This window comes from Halomonas sp. OfavH-34-E, from assembly GCF_024124525.1.
GTDB classification, from domain to species: Bacteria; Pseudomonadota; Gammaproteobacteria; order Pseudomonadales; family Halomonadaceae; genus Halomonas; species Halomonas litopenaei.
This window is the reverse complement of sequence record NZ_JAMXRY010000027.1, coordinates 1-20009: the sequence shown is the minus strand read 5'-3', so window position 1 is coordinate 20009 and position 20009 is coordinate 1. Positions and strand designations below refer to the sequence as shown.

Genomic DNA, 20009 nt, shown 5'->3' with positions numbered 1-20009 from the left:
CGTCGGAACCATCAGGCGAAACGGATCAGGGCAGGCGTCAGGACGAGGAGGCGGGCTCGGGCCGGGTCACGATCCAGATGGCGATCCCGATCAGCATGACGGTCAACCCAAGCTTCAACCACCACAGTGACACCGTGATCAACAGCACCACCACCGACAGTGACAGCATCGCCAGCGCCATCCACTTGGCATGACGGGGAATCGAACCGGATTCTTCCCAGGCCACCACCGCAGGGCCGAACCGAGGATGACTGCGAATCCAGCGAGCGAACCGCGGCGACCCCTTCGACGCCGCCCACACCGCCACCAGCAGAAAGCAGGTGCTGGGCAGCAGCGGCACGAAGGCCCCGATGACACCGAGGGCAAAGCTGGTCCAGGCCAGCAACTGCCAGGCCAGGCGACGGGTGGTGGAAATCAAGGGCGAACTCCGGCGGCGCACTCGCCACGCCAATTGGTCAAGAATTCACTTATTGAAACGCAGCAGGTGCGAAGAGGCCAATCGGACGCCGCTATCAGGCCAGTAGCCTGCCGAATCCGCAGGGCCACTCGCCTCACGATGCCGGCAACAGAGACATGTCAGCCGCCGATCCGTCAGTCGCGGAAATTGTCGAACTGCAGCGCCAGATCAGGGCCCTCATCACCGCGCAGCAGTGCCATCACACTTTGCAGGTCATCGCGCTTCTTGCCGGTCACGCGTACCTTGTCGCCCTGGATCTGGGCCTGGACCTTGAGCTTCGAGTCCTTGATGCGCTTGACGATGTCCTTGGCTTCCTTCTGCTCCAGCCCCTGCTTGAGGGCGACCGTCTGACGCGCCTTGACGCCGGACAGCTCGGCGTCCTGAACGTCCATGATGCGCGGGTCGATGCTTCTGGCGATCAGCTTGTTGCGCAGGATGTCGAGCATCTGCTTGAGCTGGAAGTCGACCTCGGCGTGCAACGCCACGGATTCATCGGACAGCTCGAAACCGGCGTCGACACCGCGAAAGTCAAAGCGCCCCTGAACCTCACGGTTAGCCTGGTCCACGGCGTTCTGGGCTTCGTGGCGATCGAATTCGGACACAATATCGAAAGAGGGCATGCTCGCTCTGCTCCGCTGACAAAAACGCTAGTCTACCATCGACGGCGACCCGCAGGGTGTCACTACCGCGTCCTCCCGGGATGTCACGGAGGACGGCTCGGAAGGTGGTGTAGAAGACGGCGCAGAAGATGTCGCTGGAGCTGCCACGGACGGTGAACCCTGAGGCACGACGGCAGGCTGCTCTCGAGACAGGCCCAGCGCCTTGACCATGCGCCAGGCGGCGCAGCCATCCTCATAGTAGTCGTCGAGCCAGCAAGCCAGGCGAAAGCCCGCCCGTCGATAGAGGCCGAGAGCAACACGATTGTCGGCCCGCACCTCCAGCGTCATGCGCTCGCAGCCACGCTTGCGCCCGTCGCGCTCGAGCGCCTCGAGCAAGGCCTTTCCCACTCCTTGGCCACGCGCCTCGGGGGCCACACACAGCGAATAGAGGCGCGCTGCGCGGCTGTTGCGACGAAACAGCAAGGTACCGTAGCCGAGCGGCAAAACGGAGCCGGTGGCGTCCTCGGCGATCAGGGTCAGCCCATGGGCGCGCTGGAGCAGGTGGCGCAATTGGCGACGAGTGAAGCGGTCCCCCGAAAAACCGCGACTCTCCAGTCCTTCCAGGGCATCGAGATCGCTTGGGGTGGCCGAACGCAAGGCAAGTGGCATAGTGAGAGGTCCCGTCTCGGCAGCCCGACGCCCGACTCGGGCGACGTGTGTTATCTGTTGATTCTGTCTGGCCCACACGCCGCTGTCAGCCGCCGACAGAATGAATATTTTTCACTTTCTTGCCGTATTGCTTTGCCGCCAACCCAGGCGCATCCTGCCACCGTCGGCCCTGACCTCTACCCCGACTCGTGCGGTGTCCTCCGGCTTCGGGCTATCACCTTGTTGCGGCCTTGCTTCACCCTTGCTCCGCCATTGTCTCGTACCAGTTTCGCCCCTTGTCTCGCCCCTATCTCGCCCCTTGCCGAGGAATTCTTGCGATGTGCGCCCTGCGTATCGTTGTCGACCGCCAGCGCGACTGGCAGCCCTACCACCCCAGTGACGATGTGATCGACGCCGACCACTATGTCGACGCCGCGGACATCGCCGATGCCAAGGCCACCTCGGGCGCCACCAGCGCACAGGTCATCAACCTGTGCTCCGACCTCGGCTACCTGGGCCGAGGCTACTATGTCTCGCTGCTCGCCCAGGCGCGGGGTGCCAGAGTGATCCCCAGTGTCGATACCCTCAACTCCCTGCGCCGCAAGTCGACCACCGACATGCAGCTCGAGGGCCTTACCGGGCTGCTCGATGAGCTGAGCCGGCCCGCTGCAGTCGAGCGACTCGGCGATGACGTCCATTTCAGGGTGCTGTTCGGCGAATGCGTCGAGCCCCTGCTGGCACGCGTCGCCCGCCGCCTGTTCGAGCGCCTGCCCTGTCCGCTGATGGAGGCGCGCCTGAATCGCACCGCCCAGGGCTATCGACTGGTGCGGCTGCGTCCGCTTGCGCTTGGGCGGCTTCATGAAGACGAGCAGGACGCCTTCGCTCGCGCCCTCAATCGCCATTCGCTGAAGATCTGGCGTACCCCCAGGGCGCGGAGGCGCTATCGCTTCGACCTGGCCATGTTGATCGACCCTGAAGAACACCTGCCGCCCAGCAACAAGGGCGCGCTCAAGCAATTTATCCGCGCCGGTCGGCGCCAGGGCATCAATGTCTCGCTGATCACCCATCGTGACAGCGCCCGGCTGGCCGAGTTCGACGCTCTGTTTCTGCGCCAGACCACCGCCCTCGACCACCCCACCTGGCGCATGGCCCGGCGTGCCGAACACGAGGGCCTGGTGGTCATCGACGCGCCCCAGGACATTCTGCGCTGCACCAACAAGGTCTATCTGCATGAACTGCTTCGCACCCGGGGGGTCGCCGCTCCCGAGGGACTGTTGCTCAAGCGTTCGGATAGAGCACGTCTCCTCGAGCAGACGCAGGGTCTCAGCTACCCGAGGGTGCTGAAGGTCCCCGATGGCGCCTTCTCCCGTGGCATCGTCAAGGTGACGTCCAGCGAATCGCTGGCGCGGGAAGCCGATACCCTGTTCAAGAGCTCGGACCTGCTGTTGCTGCAGGAATGGCTGCCTACCGAATACGACTGGCGCATCGGCGTGCTCGACGGTGCTCCGCTGTTCGCCAGCCGCTACTACATGGCCCGTGGCCATTGGCAGATCTACGATCATTCCGGTGCTCGCACCCGCAGCGGCGGCTTCAGCAGCCACCCCATCGACGAGGTGCCGGCCGCCGTGCTGCGTGCGGCGCTCAAGGCCACCCGGCTGATCGGCAATGGCCTCTACGGTGTCGACCTCAAGCAGGTCGGCGACCGTGTGCTGGTGATCGAGGTCAACGACAATCCCAACATCGATGCGGGCATCGAGGACAGCGTGCTGGGTGCGGCGCTCTACGATCGCCTGATGGAGGTCTTCGCCAGGCGCATGGAGGCACGCCGACAGGCACGCTCGGCTAACACGGCTTCGCCCCAGGCGGGACGCCAGAGCCTTCCAGCCAATGATCCCGGCTGAGGCGGAAAGGCATATCCGGGCTGACGCCGGCGTCCGCCTCGGCTACCCTGCGCTTTTCACCAGACAGCGGGAGCCGGCATGAGCGAGCAGGACAGAAACACCCGACACAAGAAGGCCATGGAGAAGCTCAAGTCCCACGTCGACGCCAAGGTCGCCGCCGCCGACGAGGAGCGCGGGCTGATGCTGGTGTTTACCGGCAACGGCAAGGGCAAGACCACCGCCGCCTGGGGCACCGTCACCCGCGCCCTGGGTTACGGCTACCGGGTGGGCGTGGTGCAGTTCATCAAGGGACTGTGGGAGTGCGGAGAACGCGACCGTCTCGAGGCCGACGACAACCTCGAGGTGGCGATCATGGCCACCGGTTTCACCTGGGATACCCAGAATCGCGAGTCGGACACCCAGGCATGCCGCGAGGTCTGGCAGGAGGCCAGCCGCATGCTGGCCGATCCCGAGGTCTACCTGGTGGTGCTCGACGAGATCACCTACATGCTCAAGTTCGGCTACCTGGACATCGACACCGTGCGCACGGCCATCGCCAACCGGCCTGCCGAGCAGACGGTCATCATCACCGGGCGCAACGCCCATCGCGAACTGGTTGCCATGGCCGACACCGTGACCGAGATGCAGGAGGTCAAGCACGGCTTCACCAATGGCCTCAAGGCCCGCCGCGGCATCGACTTCTGAGCACACCCGACGCCAGCAAGCGCCGCGAGCGACGATAGGCACCTCGCGGCACCAAAGCAGCTCGACCCGACGACACAGAGCCCGACGCCAGCCGGGCTCTGTTGCCTGTCACTCGCCGAGACCGGACGCCCCGGCCCGGCGTTGGCCTCCCCCGGGCGCGCCGAGGGAGACCGCTGCCCTGCTACTCCACCTGCTACTCCACCTGCAGCTGTTCGTTGTCGATCATCTGCTGCAGGAAGGCCGCCGAGTCCTGCCCACCCATGCCGACACCGTTGAGGGTAATGACCTGATCGGCATCCCCCCCTCCAGCGCCGATGCCACCGTCACTCTTCACGTACAACACGGTATTGCCACTGCCGTCCTCCTCGGCGTAGAGGTAGTCATTGACGCTGGCCTCGGTCGCCCCATCGAGCAGGTCCGCCATCTCCAGGCGGTCGGCCTCGGCGTTACTACCAAAGCCACCCAGGGTAAAGTCGTTGACCTCATCACTGGCAGGCGTTGCACTGGTCCCAGCGTCGCCATCATTCCAGGCGACCACATCGGCACCGGTGCCCAGATCGATGATATCGTTGCCCGCGCCGCCATCGAGCGTATCGTTGCCCTTGCCACCAACCAGGGTGTCATTACCTTCGCCGCCAAGGAGGGTATCCCCCCCGGCGCCACCAATCAGGGTGTCGTTGCCGTCGCCGCCGTCCAGGGTGTTGATCCCGCCTTCATCACGCGACTCGTCGATCAGGTCATCGAGATTGTCCCGGATATAACCGATCATTTCGCCATCGGTGGGTTCGGTACCACCATTGACTCCCCACTTGACGTATTCGTAGAGCCCTTCGTAGCCCAGACCGTCATGCCCGCCCGCGGTAAAGACCTCACCGGTGTCGGTATTCGTCCAGGCCAGGTGGTCACTGTTGAGCACATCGCCGATCAGGATGTCGTCGCCGCCTCCGCCCGACAGGACGTCATCGCCAAGTGGCAGAAGCCCTCCTGCGGCCTCCTGGATGGCGTTGTTGAGCCCATCCTCGTCGTTGACGATCTGCACCTGGCCGACCGAATCATTGAAGGTCGTACCGCCGATGGTCAGGCTGCCAGTGCCATCGACGTTGCTGTTATCGAAGTACTCAAGCGTTTCCTCGTTGATCCCGTTGCCGATGCCGATGGCAGCAACCTCGACATCATTGGCGACCAAGTCATTGAAGGCGGCGATCGATTGCGTCATCACCGCGGTGCTGTTGTTGCCTCCGGGGCCGCTGAAGCCACCTGAGCTATTGACATGGTAAGTCGGCTCACCGTCGGTCAAAAACAGCGCGAGGTTCTTGTAGCCAGAGGTCGTGCCCGCAATTCCCTCGAAGAACGTCTCGGATTCGTTGAACCCTGCCTCGTAGTTGGTGCCCCCTGAAGCCACCATGGCCTCGATATATGCCATGGCCAGGGCCAGATCGCCAGGGCCGAAGTCCTCGATGATCAGCGAGTTGACCGACAGGCCAGCGCCATTGACTCCAGGACGAACCAGGGAGTCAAAGTCCACGATCTGCAGATTGATCGTGCCGCCGTAAGTCTGGAGATGCTCCAGCAGGTTGTTCAAGGCGTCCTTGGCCAGTTGCATGCGCGTCTTGCCGCTGGAACCGGAAGCATTGCCCATGCTGCCCGAACTGTCGACGATCAACGACAGGTTGTAGTTTTCGGGCTCCGCCTGGGCCACCCCGCCGACGTCGCCGATCATCACGTCGTCGCCATCACCACCGGCCTGTTCGCTGTTGTCGTTGTCATCCACGTACAGGGTATCCGGTGCCTCTCCGTTGAGGGTCAGGGTGCTCTCGAGCCGATCGCCGTCGCCATCGACACCGACCAGACCGAGGGGCACCTCGAAGTCCTCGCGCTGCTCGCCGCTACGATGGTTGATGTCACCCAGTGACAGATCGCCAGGGGACTCACTGCCACTCTGCTGCGCCTCGATGGAGACCGCCTCGAAGGGGCGATCGTCACCGGTACTCAGGCGCACCTCCCAGCCATCCTTGAGGCCGTCGACCTCAATGCCATCGCCGGTATCGACCAACAACACCCTTCCCGTGACATCCACGCCCCGAGCGTCGAACACCTTGACGTCATCGACGCTGAGATCCATGGCAGCACCGCTGGTCGCCCCTGGATCACCGCTGCCTGCGCCTTCGGCATCGAACACGACGGCAGAGAGCAACAGCGCGGCGGTGACGCCGTTGGTCACATGGACCTTCTGCGAATAGCTCGTCAGGCCTACGTGGTCCTGCCATTCAGGCGTCGTCCCGGACGCGGTGATGCCCTTGAGCGCGTCGATGCGGACCGTCCTATCGGTACCCATGGCGACGTGGCCGTCGGCATCCAGGTCGGTCGTTCCCGACAGCAAGAGGTCGTTGACCGCGACGTCATCGCCGGTGTTCAAGGCCAGGTAGTCACCGATCGTCTGGGCATCTGCCGGCTTGGAATCGAACGCCTCGCCATTGGTGATCGCACCGATCACCTCGATGCTGTAGCCGTCACCTGCTGCGTTGAGGGTGACGCTGAAGCCGTCCTCGGCACCGTCGGCGCTTTCGGCGTACAGCGTCGTTCCGTCGGCGCTCAGACGGTAGCTCAGCGGCTTGCCGTCGACTCGCAGCGCGTTGCCCTGGCTATCCGTCGCCGGCTGGCCGTCGAGGGCGGCGGCAAAGACCACCTCCCCGACCCCATCGGCTCCGACATTGGGCCCGAAGTCCAGGCTGCCGCTACCACTCTCCAGAACGTGCTCCGCATTCGAAAACACCTGGGGCACGTCATCCTTGATCGCGATACTCAGGACAGCGTCATCGTTGACGTCGCCGTCGCTGTCCTCGATCACCAGCGCGAAGTCGTCCTTGATTCCATCGGTAGCGGTGCCCTGGGTCGAATGGTCTTCGGTATTGTCAGCCAGGGTGTAGCTGTAGGTGTAGTTGCCACCGGAGGTGGTCACCGTCAGCGTACCGTAATTGCCCTGCACGGTACCGCCACCGGTCACGTCGACCGGGGTGCCATCCTTGTCCTTGATCTTCAGCGACTCGAGAGTGTCGTTGCCGGTATCGATATTGATCTCACCGCTGGTGGTCTCGAGGTTGGTCGACGCCTGGCTGCCACCGTCGTTCAGACCCGCCTCGTCCACCTGATTTGCAGCACCACCTTGCGGAGGCGTGGGCTTGATCTCGACCTCCGGTGTAGAGTCCACGGTGATGGTCAGCGTCGCGGTGCTGGTGTCACCGTCGGCGTCGCGGATCGAGTAGTTGATCACCGCGTCACCCTCGAAGCCATTGGCTGGCGTGAAGGTGATATTGCCGCTGGTGTCGACGTTGGTGATGGTGCCGCTGCCGCTTTCCAGGCTCACGCTGTCGGTGACGAAGGTGTAGGGACCGTCGGCCCCGGCCACGTCAGGCTCGCCCGCCGTACCGTCGAGCACATTGACGGTGATCGGCTGGTTCTCATCGGTCTCGGCGGTGTCATCCTTGGCCTCGGGCACGTCGTCCTTGATGTCGATGGTCAGGGTGGCCGGATCACTGGCGTCACCGTCGGAGTCGGTCACCACCACGCTGAAGGCGTCCTGCACGGCGTCGCTGGCGGTGCCCTGGCTGGTGTGGTCCGTACTGTTGTCGGTCAGGGTATAGCGGTACTGATAGGTCCCCGCGCTATCCTTCCACACCTCCAGGGTGCCGAGGTCTCCGTCGACCTCGACAGGATTGGCCTCGGTACCGTCGGTCACATCGATACCATCGATCTCCACCTTGGCCAGGGTGTCACTGCCGGTGTCGATGTTGATCGCACCGCTGGTGGTCTCCAGGTTGGTCTGCGCCTTGCTTCCGCCGTCGTCGAGACCCGCCTCGTCGACCTCGTTGTTGCCCGAGGCGTTGGGCGACTCTGGATTGACCTCGATCTCGGGCTCGTCGTCCTCCACCTCCACCCGCCAGGTCGCCTGGCTGGTATCACCGTCGTTGTCGGTCAGGGTATAGAGGATCTCGGCGGTCCCCTCGAAGCCCGCCGCCGGGGTAAAGGTGATGGTACCGTCGGCGTCGAAGTCCAGGCTGCCGGCGGTGCTGTCCACCAGTTCTGCAGCGGTCAGCTCGGCGCCATCGGCACCGAGAGTATCGGCGCCGGTCGTATTGGTGATGACGTTGATACTCACCGCCGTATCGTCGGTGGTCTCGACGGTAGGATCGTCCTCGGCGCGGGGCGCGTCATCCACGATCAAAATGTCGAGCGAGCCGCTGGCGCTACTGCCGTCCACGTCCACCGCCTGGACATTCAGGCTCTCGAGATAGCCGCCATCGGTGGCGCCGGCAACGCTGTCATTGTCGACGTTGTCGGTCAGTTCATAGGTGTAGCTGACGGTGCCCCCTGCGGCCGACCCGGTGAAGCCAGTCAGCGTCACCACACCATGATCGGTGACGATGGTGACCGGCGAGGTCCCCAGAGCATCAAGCTGGGCAAGCGTCAGGGAAACCGGCCCCACCGTCAGGGTGGCCAGGCCATCAGGTGAATCAAACCCAAAGGAGCCGGTGCGAACCAGCTGGGTGGCGTCGCCACGGCTACCGCCGGCCAGGTCCGCTTCGAACAGCACTTGTTCGGCACCGGCGGCGCCAATCGGCAGCTCGCCAGGGCCGCCAGGACCACCAGGACCGCCAGGACCACCAGGACCACCAGGACCACCAGGGCCGTCAGGACCACCAGGGCCGTCAGGACCACCGGGGCCCGATGGTTCGGGGCCGTCGAGACCCGTCAGGGTGACACCTTCATCGTCATCGCCGGGATCCACCGCGTCGACACCGGTGAAATCACGCTCGATGGGACCATCGCGCCCCTCAAGGCCAAACTGGAAGGCCAGCGGATCTACCGTCTCCACGATGCGCAGCAGACGGACAAAACCACTGCCCTCGTCGTCCCCTCCCCCGCCGGTGCCGCCGGCCGCCGGATCCTCAAGATCATCGAACAGGTCGCCTTCGCCGGAGTCGATGGCGGCCAGCAGCTCGTTGAGTTCCTCGTCACCCAGCACGTTGTCGGCCTGCTCGGCGATCTGGGCGAGAGCCGCGAGTTCATCGTCCGTGGAGCCGGACGCCTGGGTGCCCTCGGGAACCGGTGCGTCAATGCCGACAGCCGCGCCAGCCGTCACCGGGCTGCCCAAAGGGGTCGCGGGTGCAGCAATGGGCGCAGAGTCGTCGGAAATCTCCACAATCCCCTGATCGACCAACGAAGGGCCGGCCGGCTCGGTGGTGGATGGCAACAGGCGCACCTGTCCGCTACCGGAAAGTGTCACGGGGTCGCCGACGCCACCGGGCGAAATCGAGATTTCGCCACCCTGTGACGTCACCAGGCGCTCCCCGTCGCTGATCACGTCTCCCGGCCTGAGTTCGCGAAGGCTTCCATCGGTGCCCTGAACAAAAGCCTGCCCCTGTACCATCACCACCGTCGCCGTGCTCATGTCGCTTCCCCTGATGCTCGTTGTCGTTTATCGAGCGCGCCCAAGGATATTTCTGTCCTCGATAACGCACCTTATCGGCACACTGTGGAAGCAGTATTAGCGAAGCTTTTTTATAACTAGCATTGGACTCAAGTACAGTATTTTTGTGACCCATCTATTCCATTGATGTTTTATGCAAACTTCTGAAAACAACGCTCATATAATTAACGCCAATAACTTCGCGTCATTCATACTTAACTAACACCAATGATGGCGAGAAACTTCATACTCTTCAGTGTACGCATGTGAGCCTCGGTCCCTCCCGGCACCGCTGTTCGACCCATATTCAAAGCCTAAGCCACTGTTCAACAAAGCATTCCTCCCCTCATCCGCTGATGGCGCTGTTTCACTACCGGGTCGTCCAGCTCGACGTTCGCCGCGGCTCGACGCCTGGCGGCTCTGCCGTTACTCGGCGTCGACAACGTCAGCATGGCGATCGTCATGCCGCAAAAACCGTCTCAAGCATGATGCTCCGATCGGGTGCTGATCGGCGAAACGTAAAAAAACAGTGTTTTCACTTTATTTTCAACAGCTTATCACACGAAAAATCATTGGCGTATCCATAGAGCAACATATAACCAACTGATTTTAAATGCTTTATACGAACGTCGCGCACCATTGTCTCTTAATGGCGACATTCCGGCCGACCATCGGTCATCCCTGAGAACGCTCACCAGAGCACGTAATCCAATAACCTATTGTTTTTACGGAACAAAAAAATAAATGGATCGATCCTTGCCCTCATTGCGGTCAGAACAAGGCTTTCCCGGCGTCCCTTCGACGCCCGAGGCAAGGCCGCCAATATCACAAGCGACGGCAAGGAGTGAGTTCATGAAAATCACGATTCACGGCTCGGGTTACGTAGGACTGGTCACCGGCGCCTGCCTGGCCGATGTGGGACACGACGTGATGTGTGTGGACGTCGATCAGGTCAAGGTCGCCCGCCTCAAGCGCGGTGAGGTACCGATCTTTGAGCCAGGCCTCGAGGACCTGATCCGCCACAATATGGAAGACGAGCGCCTGACCTTCTCCGATAGCCCGGAGGAAGGGGTGGCCCATGGCCTGTTGCAGTTCATCGCGGTGGGAACGCCCCCTGACGAGGACGGCAGCGCCGACCTGACCCACGTGCTTGGCGTGGCCCGTACCATCGGCCAGCACATGTACGGATATCGCGTCATCATCAACAAGTCCACCGTCCCGGTGGGGACCGCCGACAAGGTTCATCAGGCGGTGGCCGATACCCTGGAGGGACGCCAGGCCGAGGTCGACTTCGACGTCTGCTCCAACCCGGAATTCCTCAAGGAAGGCGCGGCAATCGAGGACTTCTCGCGGGGGGCGCGGATCGTCATCGGTACCGACAGCGACAAGGTCCGCAAGCTGATGCGCGAGTGCTATGCCCCCTACAGCCGCCAGCGCGACAAGCTGATGTTCATGGACGTGCGCAGCGCCGAACTGACCAAGTACGCCGCCAACGCCATGCTCGCCACCAAGATCAGCTTCATCAACGAAATCGCCAACCTGGCCGAGCATCTGGGTGCGGACGTCGAGCAGGTCCGCCACGGCATCGGCAGCGACCCGCGTATCGGCTACCACTTCATCTATCCCGGCTGTGGCTACGGCGGCTCCTGCTTCCCCAAGGACGTCAAGGCACTGGCTCGCACCGCCAGCGAGGTCGGCGCCCCCGCCCGCATGCTGCAGGCGGTGGAAACGGTCAACGACGCCCAGAAGACGCGGCTGTTCGACAAGCTGGAACTGGCGCTTCACGGCAACCTCAAGGGCCGCACCATCGCCCTGTGGGGGCTCGCCTTCAAGCCCAACACCGACGACATGCGCGAGGCGCCGAGCCGGGTACTGATGGAACAGCTGTGGCAAGCCGGCGCCCGGGTCCAGGCCTACGACCCCGAGGCCGCCGCCGAGTGCCATCGCATCTACGGCGAGCGCTCGGACCTGTGTCTCTCCAAGCAGCGTGACGCTGCCCTGGAAGGCGCGGACGCCCTGGTCATCTGCACCGAGTGGAAGGCCTTCCGCACCGTCGACTTCGACAAGATCGCGCGCACCCTCAATCACCCGCTGGTGATCGATGGACGCAACCTCTTCTCACCCGAGGACGTCGAAGCGGCGGGTCTCGAATACTACGCCATGGGTCGCGGCGCCTCCCTGCAACACCCCCGGGTGTAAGGACGCCACCATGTCATCGCTACCCAAGCACACCTCCGTGGCCAGCAAGGCCACGGAGCTGACCACCCTGGCGCTGCTGCTGTCGCTGCTGATCGTGCTGGTCAGCGAGTTGCCCTCCGAGGTGTTCTCGCCGGCGTCGAAGAGCTTCTTCTTCGCCATTGGCGCGGTCGGAGCGTGGCGCTATTCATGGTGGTTCGTCCAGGCGCTGCGATCGGTGTGGTACAACCGCCGCGTCTTTCCACAGATGCGGGCCGAGGCCGACGCCCTGGGTGAGTCCGGCAAGCCGTCAGAGCTCTACGTGCTGTGCACCTCCTTTCGCATCGACCCCGACGTCTGTTTTCGGGTCTACGACGCACTGATCGAGGAGACCCGGCACTATGGCGTGCCGACCACCATTTTTGCCTCGGTCTCGGACCAGACCGACGTGGACATCATCTCCCACGTGCTGCAGGAACACCGCTGGCCGTCGCATATCGAGGTCCGCTACATGTTCCAGAAGGGCGACGGCAAGCGTTCGGCCATGGCCGAGGTGCTGCGTGCGATCTCGCGCCGGGCCCCGGCCCCCGACGCCCTGCTGGTGTCCATGGACGGGGATATCCTGCTCGAGCCCGGAACCCTGGAGCGCTCGCTGTCGTTCTTCGCCCTGCGCGATGATCTCGGCGCCCTGACCACCAACAACAGCGCCATCGTCACCGGCAACGATGCCACCAAGGAGTGGTACGACCTGCGTTACGCCCAGCGTCATCTGGTGATGAGCTCGATGTCGGTGTCCGAGCGGCTGCTGGTCCTGACCGGCCGCTACAGCGCCTTCCGCGCCGACCTGGCGACCCACCCGGACTTTATCGACATGGTCGAGAACGACCACGTCGAGCATTGGCGCTTCGGCAACTTCAAGTTCCTGTCCGGGGACGACAAATCGACCTGGTACTGGTTGCTCAAGAACGGCTGGAAGATGCTCTACCTGCCGGACGTCTACGTCTCGGGATTCGAGGAGCTGCCGGACCGCAAGCGCTTCTTCGCCTCGACCACCGACCTGATGCGTCGCTGGTACGGCAACATGCTGCGCACCAGCGGTCGCGCCATTGCCCTGGGGCCGAGGCCGATGGGGCTGTTCACCTGGTGGAGCCTGATCGACCAGCGGCTGTCCATGTGGACGACCCTGATCGGCCCCATCGTGGCGATCCTGGTGACGCTGTTCGTGCGGCCGTCGTTCATCTTCGCCTATGCCCTGTGGATCCTGTTCACCCGCGGGATCTCCACCTCGATCCTGGCCTGGCAGCGTGGTCGCTTCAGCCTTCTGTGGATCCCGCTGATCTACTACAACCAGGTCTACGGCGCCCTGCTCAAGACCTACGTGAGCTTTCGCTTCAACCGTCAGAAGTGGTCACGCCAGGGCATTTCTGCCGGTGAGCCTGGTGACGAAAAGGCGGTACGCCGCCAGCGTCGCATGGGGCATCTGCTGCATGGCTTTCATGTGTGCCTGATGTTGTTCGTGCTGACCCTGGCCACCGGCGTACTGAAGGTACCTGACGCTACCTCGCTGAAGATCCTCGAACGGGCAGGCCCGGTGCCCAGCGACAGTGCCGCGCTGCCTGACGCCAGTCGCTGGCTGGCCAGCCGCATCGAGGATGGCTCGGGCGAGCTGCGCCTGCCTGCCGGCGAGCTGCGGATCAGCGATCGGCTGATCGAACGCCTGGGCGCAAGCAGCATCGGCGAGGCCACCAATCTCAGCGGCAGCCCCCAGGGCACCACGCTAGAGGTTCCGCCGACCTTGATCGATCGCCTCAAGGACGCCCAGGGCACCACTCCAGCCCCAGGCGATCTGTTGAGCTGCACCGACCAGCAGCGCTGCTCGCTTGATCTTCACGACACCAGGCTGTCGCTGAGTGACCTGCGCATCCAGGTGCAGCCACGCCACGGCTGATAGCCACGCCACGGCTGACAACGACGACACGGCCACACTTTGTCGCTGAGCCGCATGTACGGCCAGACACCGCCACGGCTCAGCGAATACTGACTTCAGGACACCGATATGAGCGATTACTTCGACGACAAGGACACCTCAACACCCCGCCACGAGCCTGCTCGTCAGCCGGACCCCGCGCCGCGCGCCGAACCTCATCTGGGCGATGCGCGCTCTCAGCCGCGCCAAGAAGAGGCACCGGCAGGCTCGGGACTGGCCCATGAGCGCCGCGATGAACGCCGCTACATCCGCGTTTCGCCGACCTTCGAGGTGCGCTTCGATGACGGCAACCGCTTCCGCGGGCTGGACCTGTCCCAGGGCGGCTTCGCCATCGAGAGCCCGCGCCCGATGCGCCAGGACGCCAGGGTGCGCGGCAGCATCGCCATCACCACCGCCAGCGGCGAGCTGCTGGTGCCCGTGAGCGCCCAGTGCCGCCATAGCCTGGCGCTGGAAGGTCGCGGTGGCGCACACCACGCCGGCTTCGAGATCACCGACATCTCCCCCTCCCACCTTGAGCTGCTGCGCCGCGTGGTCCGCGCCCACCTGGCCGGCCGACCGCTGGACGTCGAGCAGATGGTCCAGGGCGAGGATGCCCAGACCCCACGCAAGCGTCGCGGCACCGGCAGCACGCCCCAGGCGGCGGCTCGTCCGCCGAGGCCCATGGGCCGCTACGTGGCGCTGTTCATCGGCTTCGCGGTGCTCGCGGTGGTGGCCGCGGCCACCGCCTATCGCAACTTCATGCTGATCGAGCCCAACTTCGCCGCCGTCACCGCGCCACGCATCGACATTCGTGCACCGAGCCCCGGCATCCTGATGGCGCACGAACTCAAGGCAGGTGACCGTGTCACACGGGACGAGCAGCTCACCCGGGTCAAGGACGTCGATCTGGAGTCCGACCTGATCCTGGCCGAGGCCGCCCAGCGCTACAACAGCCAACTGATCGAGAACCTTCAGGAAAACCTCGACGGCGCCAATGGCGGACAGGTCAGCCTGGCCAACTCCGCCGAGCCCGGCAACGGTGACGCCGTGAGCTTCGAGACGGTGTCCCCGGACATCGCTCGTGCACGCATCGATCAGTTCGAGACCGCCCGAGACTTCCAGGCGTCCAGGGTCACCGCGCTGCAGGCGCGCCAGTCCCAGAACGAGATCTACAGCCCCTGCGACTGCCTGGTGGCGTGGGCGCTGTCGAGCTCCGACGGCACCTATATCAACGAAAGCGAAAAGATCATGACGCTGATGCGTACCGGCGACGACGAGGTCATGGTCGAGGCGCTGGTGCATATGGACGACATCGATCGCATCGAGCCCGATCAACTCGCCTATCTGTCGCTGCCCAACGCCTCCGGCCCGATCAGCGCTCGGGTGCGCAGCGTGGCGCTGGACATCGAGCGCCAGCCGCGCGCCGGCTTCCCGAGCTGGGTACGCCAACAGCAGAACGTCGCCAGCGTGCTGCTGGTACCGGAAAAGCCGCTGCCGGTGGAAAGCGTCGGTACTCCGGTGGACGTGCGCTTTACCGAACAGGCCCTGCTGGGCGCCACCGCCGAGTGGATCTGGCAGAGCGGCCGCCGGGTGGTCCAGCAGGCCAGCCAGCTGTTCTCGGGCATTGGTGACAACGACGCCGCCGACACCGCCGGCTGAGCCACGCTCTTTCTTTACACGTATCCGTTCCACTTGCCACGACCACCGCGGTGGTCGTGAGCCAACAGGAGTACGAACGCCATGTCGACACTGACGACGCGCCTGTCCGCCACCCTACTGGCCATCTGCGCTACCCAACCCGCCCTGGCGGACAACGGCGCCAATGACAGCGAAGCCGATCAGCAGGGCCCCGGCGTCCCCCAGGTCGCCGCCTGCTCGGCGCGCCATCCGCTGGTCGCCTCACCCGCCCCTGCGCTGGGTGAGAAAAGCGCCCACGACGCCATCCGCGAAGGCTTCGACACCACCCGTACCTGGGGCACCGAGGAGAACGTCGAGCTGTTGTCGGGTCATTCGGCGACACCGGCGCTCAGGGTCCTCTATCCCGAGGACACCTCCTCGCCTGGCGACACCGACACCGGAGGCGCCGGCTTCTACACCGAGCCTTCCGCGCTCGAAGGGCGCGATCACGCCTGCCTGAGCTACCGGGTTCGCTTCGAGAGCGGGTTCAACTTCGTCAAGGGCGGCAAGCTGCCGGGGCTCTACGGCGGCGAAGCGCCCAGCGGCGGTGACGACGTCACCGGCGAGAACGGCTTCTCCATGCGCTACATGTGGCGCGAAGACGGCCAGGGTGAACTTTACGAATACGTGGTCGGCGGCGAGGGCGACTACGGCGACTCGGTGGCCCGAGGCCGCTTCACCTTTCCCACCGGTCAGTGGGTCACCCTGGAGCAGGAGATCATCCTCAACGACCCCGGCAAGGCCAACGGCATTGCCCGGGTGTGGGTCGATGGTCGGCCGGTGCTCGAGCAGACCAATCTCACCTACCGTACCGACGACGACGTGCACATCGATGGCCTGATGTTCTCGACCTTCTTCGGTGGCCACGGTGAGGACTGGCGCACCCCCAGTGACCAGCACGCCGACTTTGCCGACTTCCGTTTCTACGCCCCCCGTTCATGATCGCGGCGCCCCCAGGGGCGCCGCCAAGGAGACGCTTGATGCACCCATCCCATGGCTCATCCCCCGGTCCCCTCCCCACCCGAGGCCTGGGCCCATCGATGCCGGCATTCGAATCCGGCCGGTGCCACCACTTCGACCAACGCTCGGCAAATCCGCTCAAGCGTCTGGCACACAGAGTGATGGGATGGCCGACGGCCAGGTTGTCGGGAAAGCTGGCAACGGGCCTGACGCTCGGCCTGACGATGGGTGCCGCCCTGGTATCGTCCGCGCACGCCATGACCCTGGAAGAACGGGCCGAGCTGGACCTCAGCGACTACCGAGTGACCAGACCTGACGCCTCCTACTTCGATGTAGAGGCCCGCATGGAAACACTGGCCGACACCGACAACTCGATCCTGTTGCAGGAGCTCGATCAACTGACCAACGGACCCAGCTGCCAGCAACTGCTGGCCCAGGAGCCGATTACCACGCGCCTGCGGATCCCCGGCTATTATCCCAGCCCCAAGGAGTGGGAACTGGCATCCGAACCCCTGTTCGACTTCGAGGACAGTGTGTCGATGCTCGCCGGCTCCTTCGTGGCCACCGGCGACACCTACTACGCCGACTGCCTGGTGACCTTTCTCGATCAATGGGCCCAGCACGATGCCCTGACCGACTTCCACTACGATCCCAAGGAGCCTCAGGCCTGGTTCGCCACCGAATCGATGATCTTCGCCGCGGGCATGGCCTACTCGGTGGTGCGTCCCCGCGTCGAGGGCAGCGACCAGGCCAAGCAACGTGTCGAGCAGTGGCTCAACCGGCTCGCCCACAAGCACGCCGCCATTCAGGGGCAGCCCGGCAACAGCTGCTGCAACAACCACTTCTACCGCCGCGCCCTCTACGCCAGCATGATCGGCGTGATTACCGAGGACGATGAGCTGTTTCGCTTCGGCGTCAGCGCCATCCATTCGGCGCTCTCCGACATGACCGAGCGCGGCGCCTTTCCGCTGGAGATCGAGCGTGGTCGTCGCGCCACCCACTACCAGAACTATGCGCTGCTCTACCTGATCACCAACATGCAGGTCATCGCACGCCAGGGCTATGACATCTTCGAACTCGAGATCAACGGCCATGACATCCACGACGCCGTGGACTTCGCCATGACCATCTTCAACGATCCCGAGGCGCTTGGAGACCTGGCCCCCCACGAGCAGTACACCGGCTTTCTCAAGGACAACCAGTACTTCGCCTGGATGGAGATCTATCAGAGCCGCTTCGATGACCCGCGCATCGAACGGTTCCTGGCCCAGGTGCGTCCGGTCTACAACCGCAGCGCCGGCGGTTACCAGACGTTGTACTTCATGTCACCCGAGGCGCAGCAGCACCTCGTCGTCGATGAACAGGAGCGCGAGACCACCGCCTTCGAGGGTCTCGACGACGACAGCGCGTCTCAGTGACAGCACACGATCAACCAGGAGGCCTGCTTATGATGCTCCCCCGTTTTCGCCCCCACACCGCCCAGGGCCAACGCTGGTCCCGGGCCTTTCCGCTCACCGCCTCGGTCGCCGTGGCGCTGTGGCTCGGCGGCTGCGCCGCCCCCGGTACCGAGTTCCAGAGTACCGGCGTCGACCCGCTGCCTGCCGAGTATCAGGACTTCTTCAACAAGGAGCAGCCACGCAACCCCGAATGGATGCATGACAACACCCTGGAAGAGGCGCAGCAGCTCGTCGCTGCCGGCCAGACCCGAGAGGCGATCCTCAAGCTCAAGGGGCTGGCCGCCCAGGACATCCCCAAGGCCTACTACGAACTCGGCAAGATCTGGGATCAGGGCAAGGGCATCCAGGCGGATCCCGCCAAGGCCGCTGCCTACTACGAGGACGCCGTGCGCACGCCGTCCTATATCCTTGGCCACGCATCGCTCAACCTGGCCAAGCTGAGCCTGGAACAGCAGGGTGCGCCCTATCGTCCGGTACTGGCCTACTATCTGCTCGAGCAGGCCATGGAAGAGGAAATCGGCCGTGACGAAGGCGTGGTGATGGCCTCATTGCTGGCCCGCGGCGCCGACGGCGTCGCGGCGGACCCCCAGCGCGCCCTGGCGCTGTATCGTCAGGCAGCGAACAACGGTAACCCGGATGCCATCCTGGCACTGGCCAACGCCTACGCCGAAGGCGGTTGGCTCGACACCGACAAGGCACGCTCGCGCGAGTACGCCGAGCGTTACGCCGAAGGCCTGCGCGAGCGCGCCGGCGGCGGCGATATCAAGGCGATGACCGAACTGGCTGAGCTGTACTCGGCCGACGGCCTGCTGGCATGCGACGACGATCGCCGCCTGCACTGGCTGACCCAGGCCGCCCAGGCCGGTGACCCCGACGCGGTGGCCAAGGCGGGCCGCGAGATGCTCGACAGCGGCCGCGCCGAGCAGGGCGTGACCCTGCTGACCCAGGCGGCCGAGAACGGTGACGTCGACGCCATGGAGCGCCTGGGCCGGATTCTGCTGGAGGGCGACGGCCTCAGGGCACGGCCAATCGAGGCACGCAATTGGCTCGAAAAGGCCATCGACGAGGACTCGGTCGACGCCCGCGTGACCCTGGGTCGCGCCTTGCTGGAAGGCGATGCCCTGCCGGCGGAACCCCAGCGCGGCATCCGCCTGCTCGAGCAGGCCGCCCGACACGACGACCCGCTGGCACTGGCGATGCTCGGCCAGGCCTACCTGGCCGATGAGGTGGTGCCGACCCAGCCGGTGATCGCCGCCCGCTATCTCGAGCGCGGACATGAGCTGGGCCATCCGTTTGCCACCGAACAGCTGGGCGCGCTCTACCTCAGCGGCCGTGGCGTGGCCACCGATCCGGCCCGGGGCGAACGGCTGTTGCGCGAGGCCATCGACCAAGGGCAGAGCGGCGCCCTGCGCACCCTCGGCGAGGCCTATCTGGCCGAGGACGGCCCCCTGCCCTATCAGCCCCGTGAGGCGGAGCGCCTGCTGACCCAGGCGGTGGAAGCCGGCGATACCAGCGCCGCCACCCGCCTGGGCGAGGCCTATCTGACCGGCGAGCTGACCGGCGAACTGAGTCCCGAGACGACAGGCCAGTCGACACAAGCGCTGGCCGGAACTTCGAACACAGCTTCGAACACGACGTCGAACACGACTTCGAACACAACGTCGACCAGTACGTCGGACAGCACCTCACAGCTTCCGACTGGCCCGAATCCCACCCAGGAACCGGGCGGCGACGCCATGGCCGTGGCCGATGGTGCTTCGACCCAGCGAGGAAATTCTCGGGTGGATCACGGACGGCGCCTGCTGGAGAACGCCGCCGAGCAGGGCGACGCCTACGCCATGGTCGTCCTCGGCCGCGCTTACCGCGACGGTACCGGGGTGAGCCGTGACCTCGCCCAGGCCACCGAGTGGCTCGAACGGGCCGAGGCCGCCGGCCACCCCTCCGCCGCCGAGGCGCTGATGCGCACCCAGCGCGATCGCGGCCAGGCCGGTGACATCCAGGCGCTGATCGCCTCTGCC

Annotated in this window: 12 protein-coding genes; 8 read left to right on the top strand and 4 right to left on the bottom strand. The window is 64.6% G+C overall.

Annotated elements, in window-relative coordinates:
- Positions 1 to 37 precede the first annotated feature (37 nt).
- The 3 genes from NH448_RS13075 to NH448_RS13065 all read right to left on the bottom strand — a co-directional run bounded on the left by NH448_RS13075 (position 38) and on the right by NH448_RS13065 (position 1725).
- On the bottom strand, positions 38 to 418 hold the full coding sequence (locus tag NH448_RS13075) for a YbaN family protein (RefSeq protein ID WP_239452539.1): 381 nt from the start codon (positions 416 to 418) through the stop codon (positions 38 to 40).
- Between the two features lie 173 nt (positions 419 to 591).
- Complete coding sequence (locus tag NH448_RS13070; RefSeq protein ID WP_045992571.1) at positions 592 to 1077, bottom strand: YajQ family cyclic di-GMP-binding protein; 486 nt, start codon at positions 1075 to 1077, stop codon at positions 592 to 594.
- A 27-nt stretch (positions 1078 to 1104) separates the two neighbouring features.
- Positions 1105 to 1725, bottom strand: a complete 621-nt coding sequence (locus NH448_RS13065) for an N-acetyltransferase (RefSeq protein WP_071211107.1) — start codon at positions 1723 to 1725, stop codon at positions 1105 to 1107.
- 317 nt (positions 1726 to 2042) lie between these two features.
- On the opposite strand from NH448_RS13065, the gene NH448_RS13060 reads away from it, so the two are divergent.
- Positions 2043 to 3605 carry a RimK family protein gene (locus NH448_RS13060; RefSeq protein ID WP_045992570.1) on the top strand — a complete coding sequence of 521 codons (1563 nt, stop codon included), beginning with the start codon at positions 2043 to 2045 and terminating at the stop codon, positions 3603 to 3605.
- Positions 3606 to 3683: 78 nt separating this feature from the next.
- Entirely contained in the window at positions 3684 to 4289 is a 606-nt protein-coding gene (gene cobO / locus NH448_RS13055) for a cob(I)yrinic acid a,c-diamide adenosyltransferase (protein ID WP_045992569.1), read from the top strand.
- A gap of 193 nt (positions 4290 to 4482) precedes the next feature.
- Here cobO and NH448_RS13050 read toward each other — a convergent pair whose 3' ends face one another.
- Entirely contained in the window at positions 4483 to 9738 is a 5256-nt protein-coding gene (locus tag NH448_RS13050; protein ID WP_253028871.1) for a retention module-containing protein, read from the bottom strand.
- A gap of 870 nt (positions 9739 to 10608) precedes the next feature.
- Here NH448_RS13050 and NH448_RS13045 point away from each other — a divergent pair.
- From NH448_RS13045 to NH448_RS13020, 6 genes are all read left to right on the top strand, one after another.
- Positions 10609 to 11955, top strand: coding sequence for a UDP-glucose/GDP-mannose dehydrogenase family protein (locus tag NH448_RS13045; protein ID WP_045992566.1), 1347 nt, complete (start codon positions 10609 to 10611; stop codon positions 11953 to 11955).
- Positions 11956 to 11965: 10 nt separating this feature from the next.
- Positions 11966 to 13879: a glycosyltransferase gene (locus NH448_RS13040; RefSeq protein WP_045992565.1), complete on the top strand. Its 1914-nt coding sequence runs from the start codon at positions 11966 to 11968 to the stop codon at positions 13877 to 13879.
- 108 nt (positions 13880 to 13987) lie between these two features.
- Positions 13988 to 15556, top strand: coding sequence for a PilZ domain-containing protein (locus tag NH448_RS13035; protein ID WP_045992564.1), 1569 nt, complete (start codon positions 13988 to 13990; stop codon positions 15554 to 15556).
- A gap of 81 nt (positions 15557 to 15637) precedes the next feature.
- The gene (locus NH448_RS13030) at positions 15638 to 16516 is read left to right on the top strand and encodes a polysaccharide lyase (RefSeq protein ID WP_204248942.1); all 879 of its coding nucleotides are present in this window, start codon (positions 15638 to 15640) and stop codon (positions 16514 to 16516) included.
- Between the two features lie 179 nt (positions 16517 to 16695).
- A complete protein-coding gene (locus NH448_RS13025) occupies positions 16696 to 17952 on the top strand; it encodes an alginate lyase family protein (RefSeq protein ID WP_083970380.1) in 1257 nt (418 codons plus the stop codon).
- A 29-nt stretch (positions 17953 to 17981) separates the two neighbouring features.
- Positions 17982 to 20009, top strand: a 2028-nt coding sequence (locus NH448_RS13020; protein WP_253028870.1) for a sel1 repeat family protein, incomplete at its 3' end; no start/stop codon positions are given.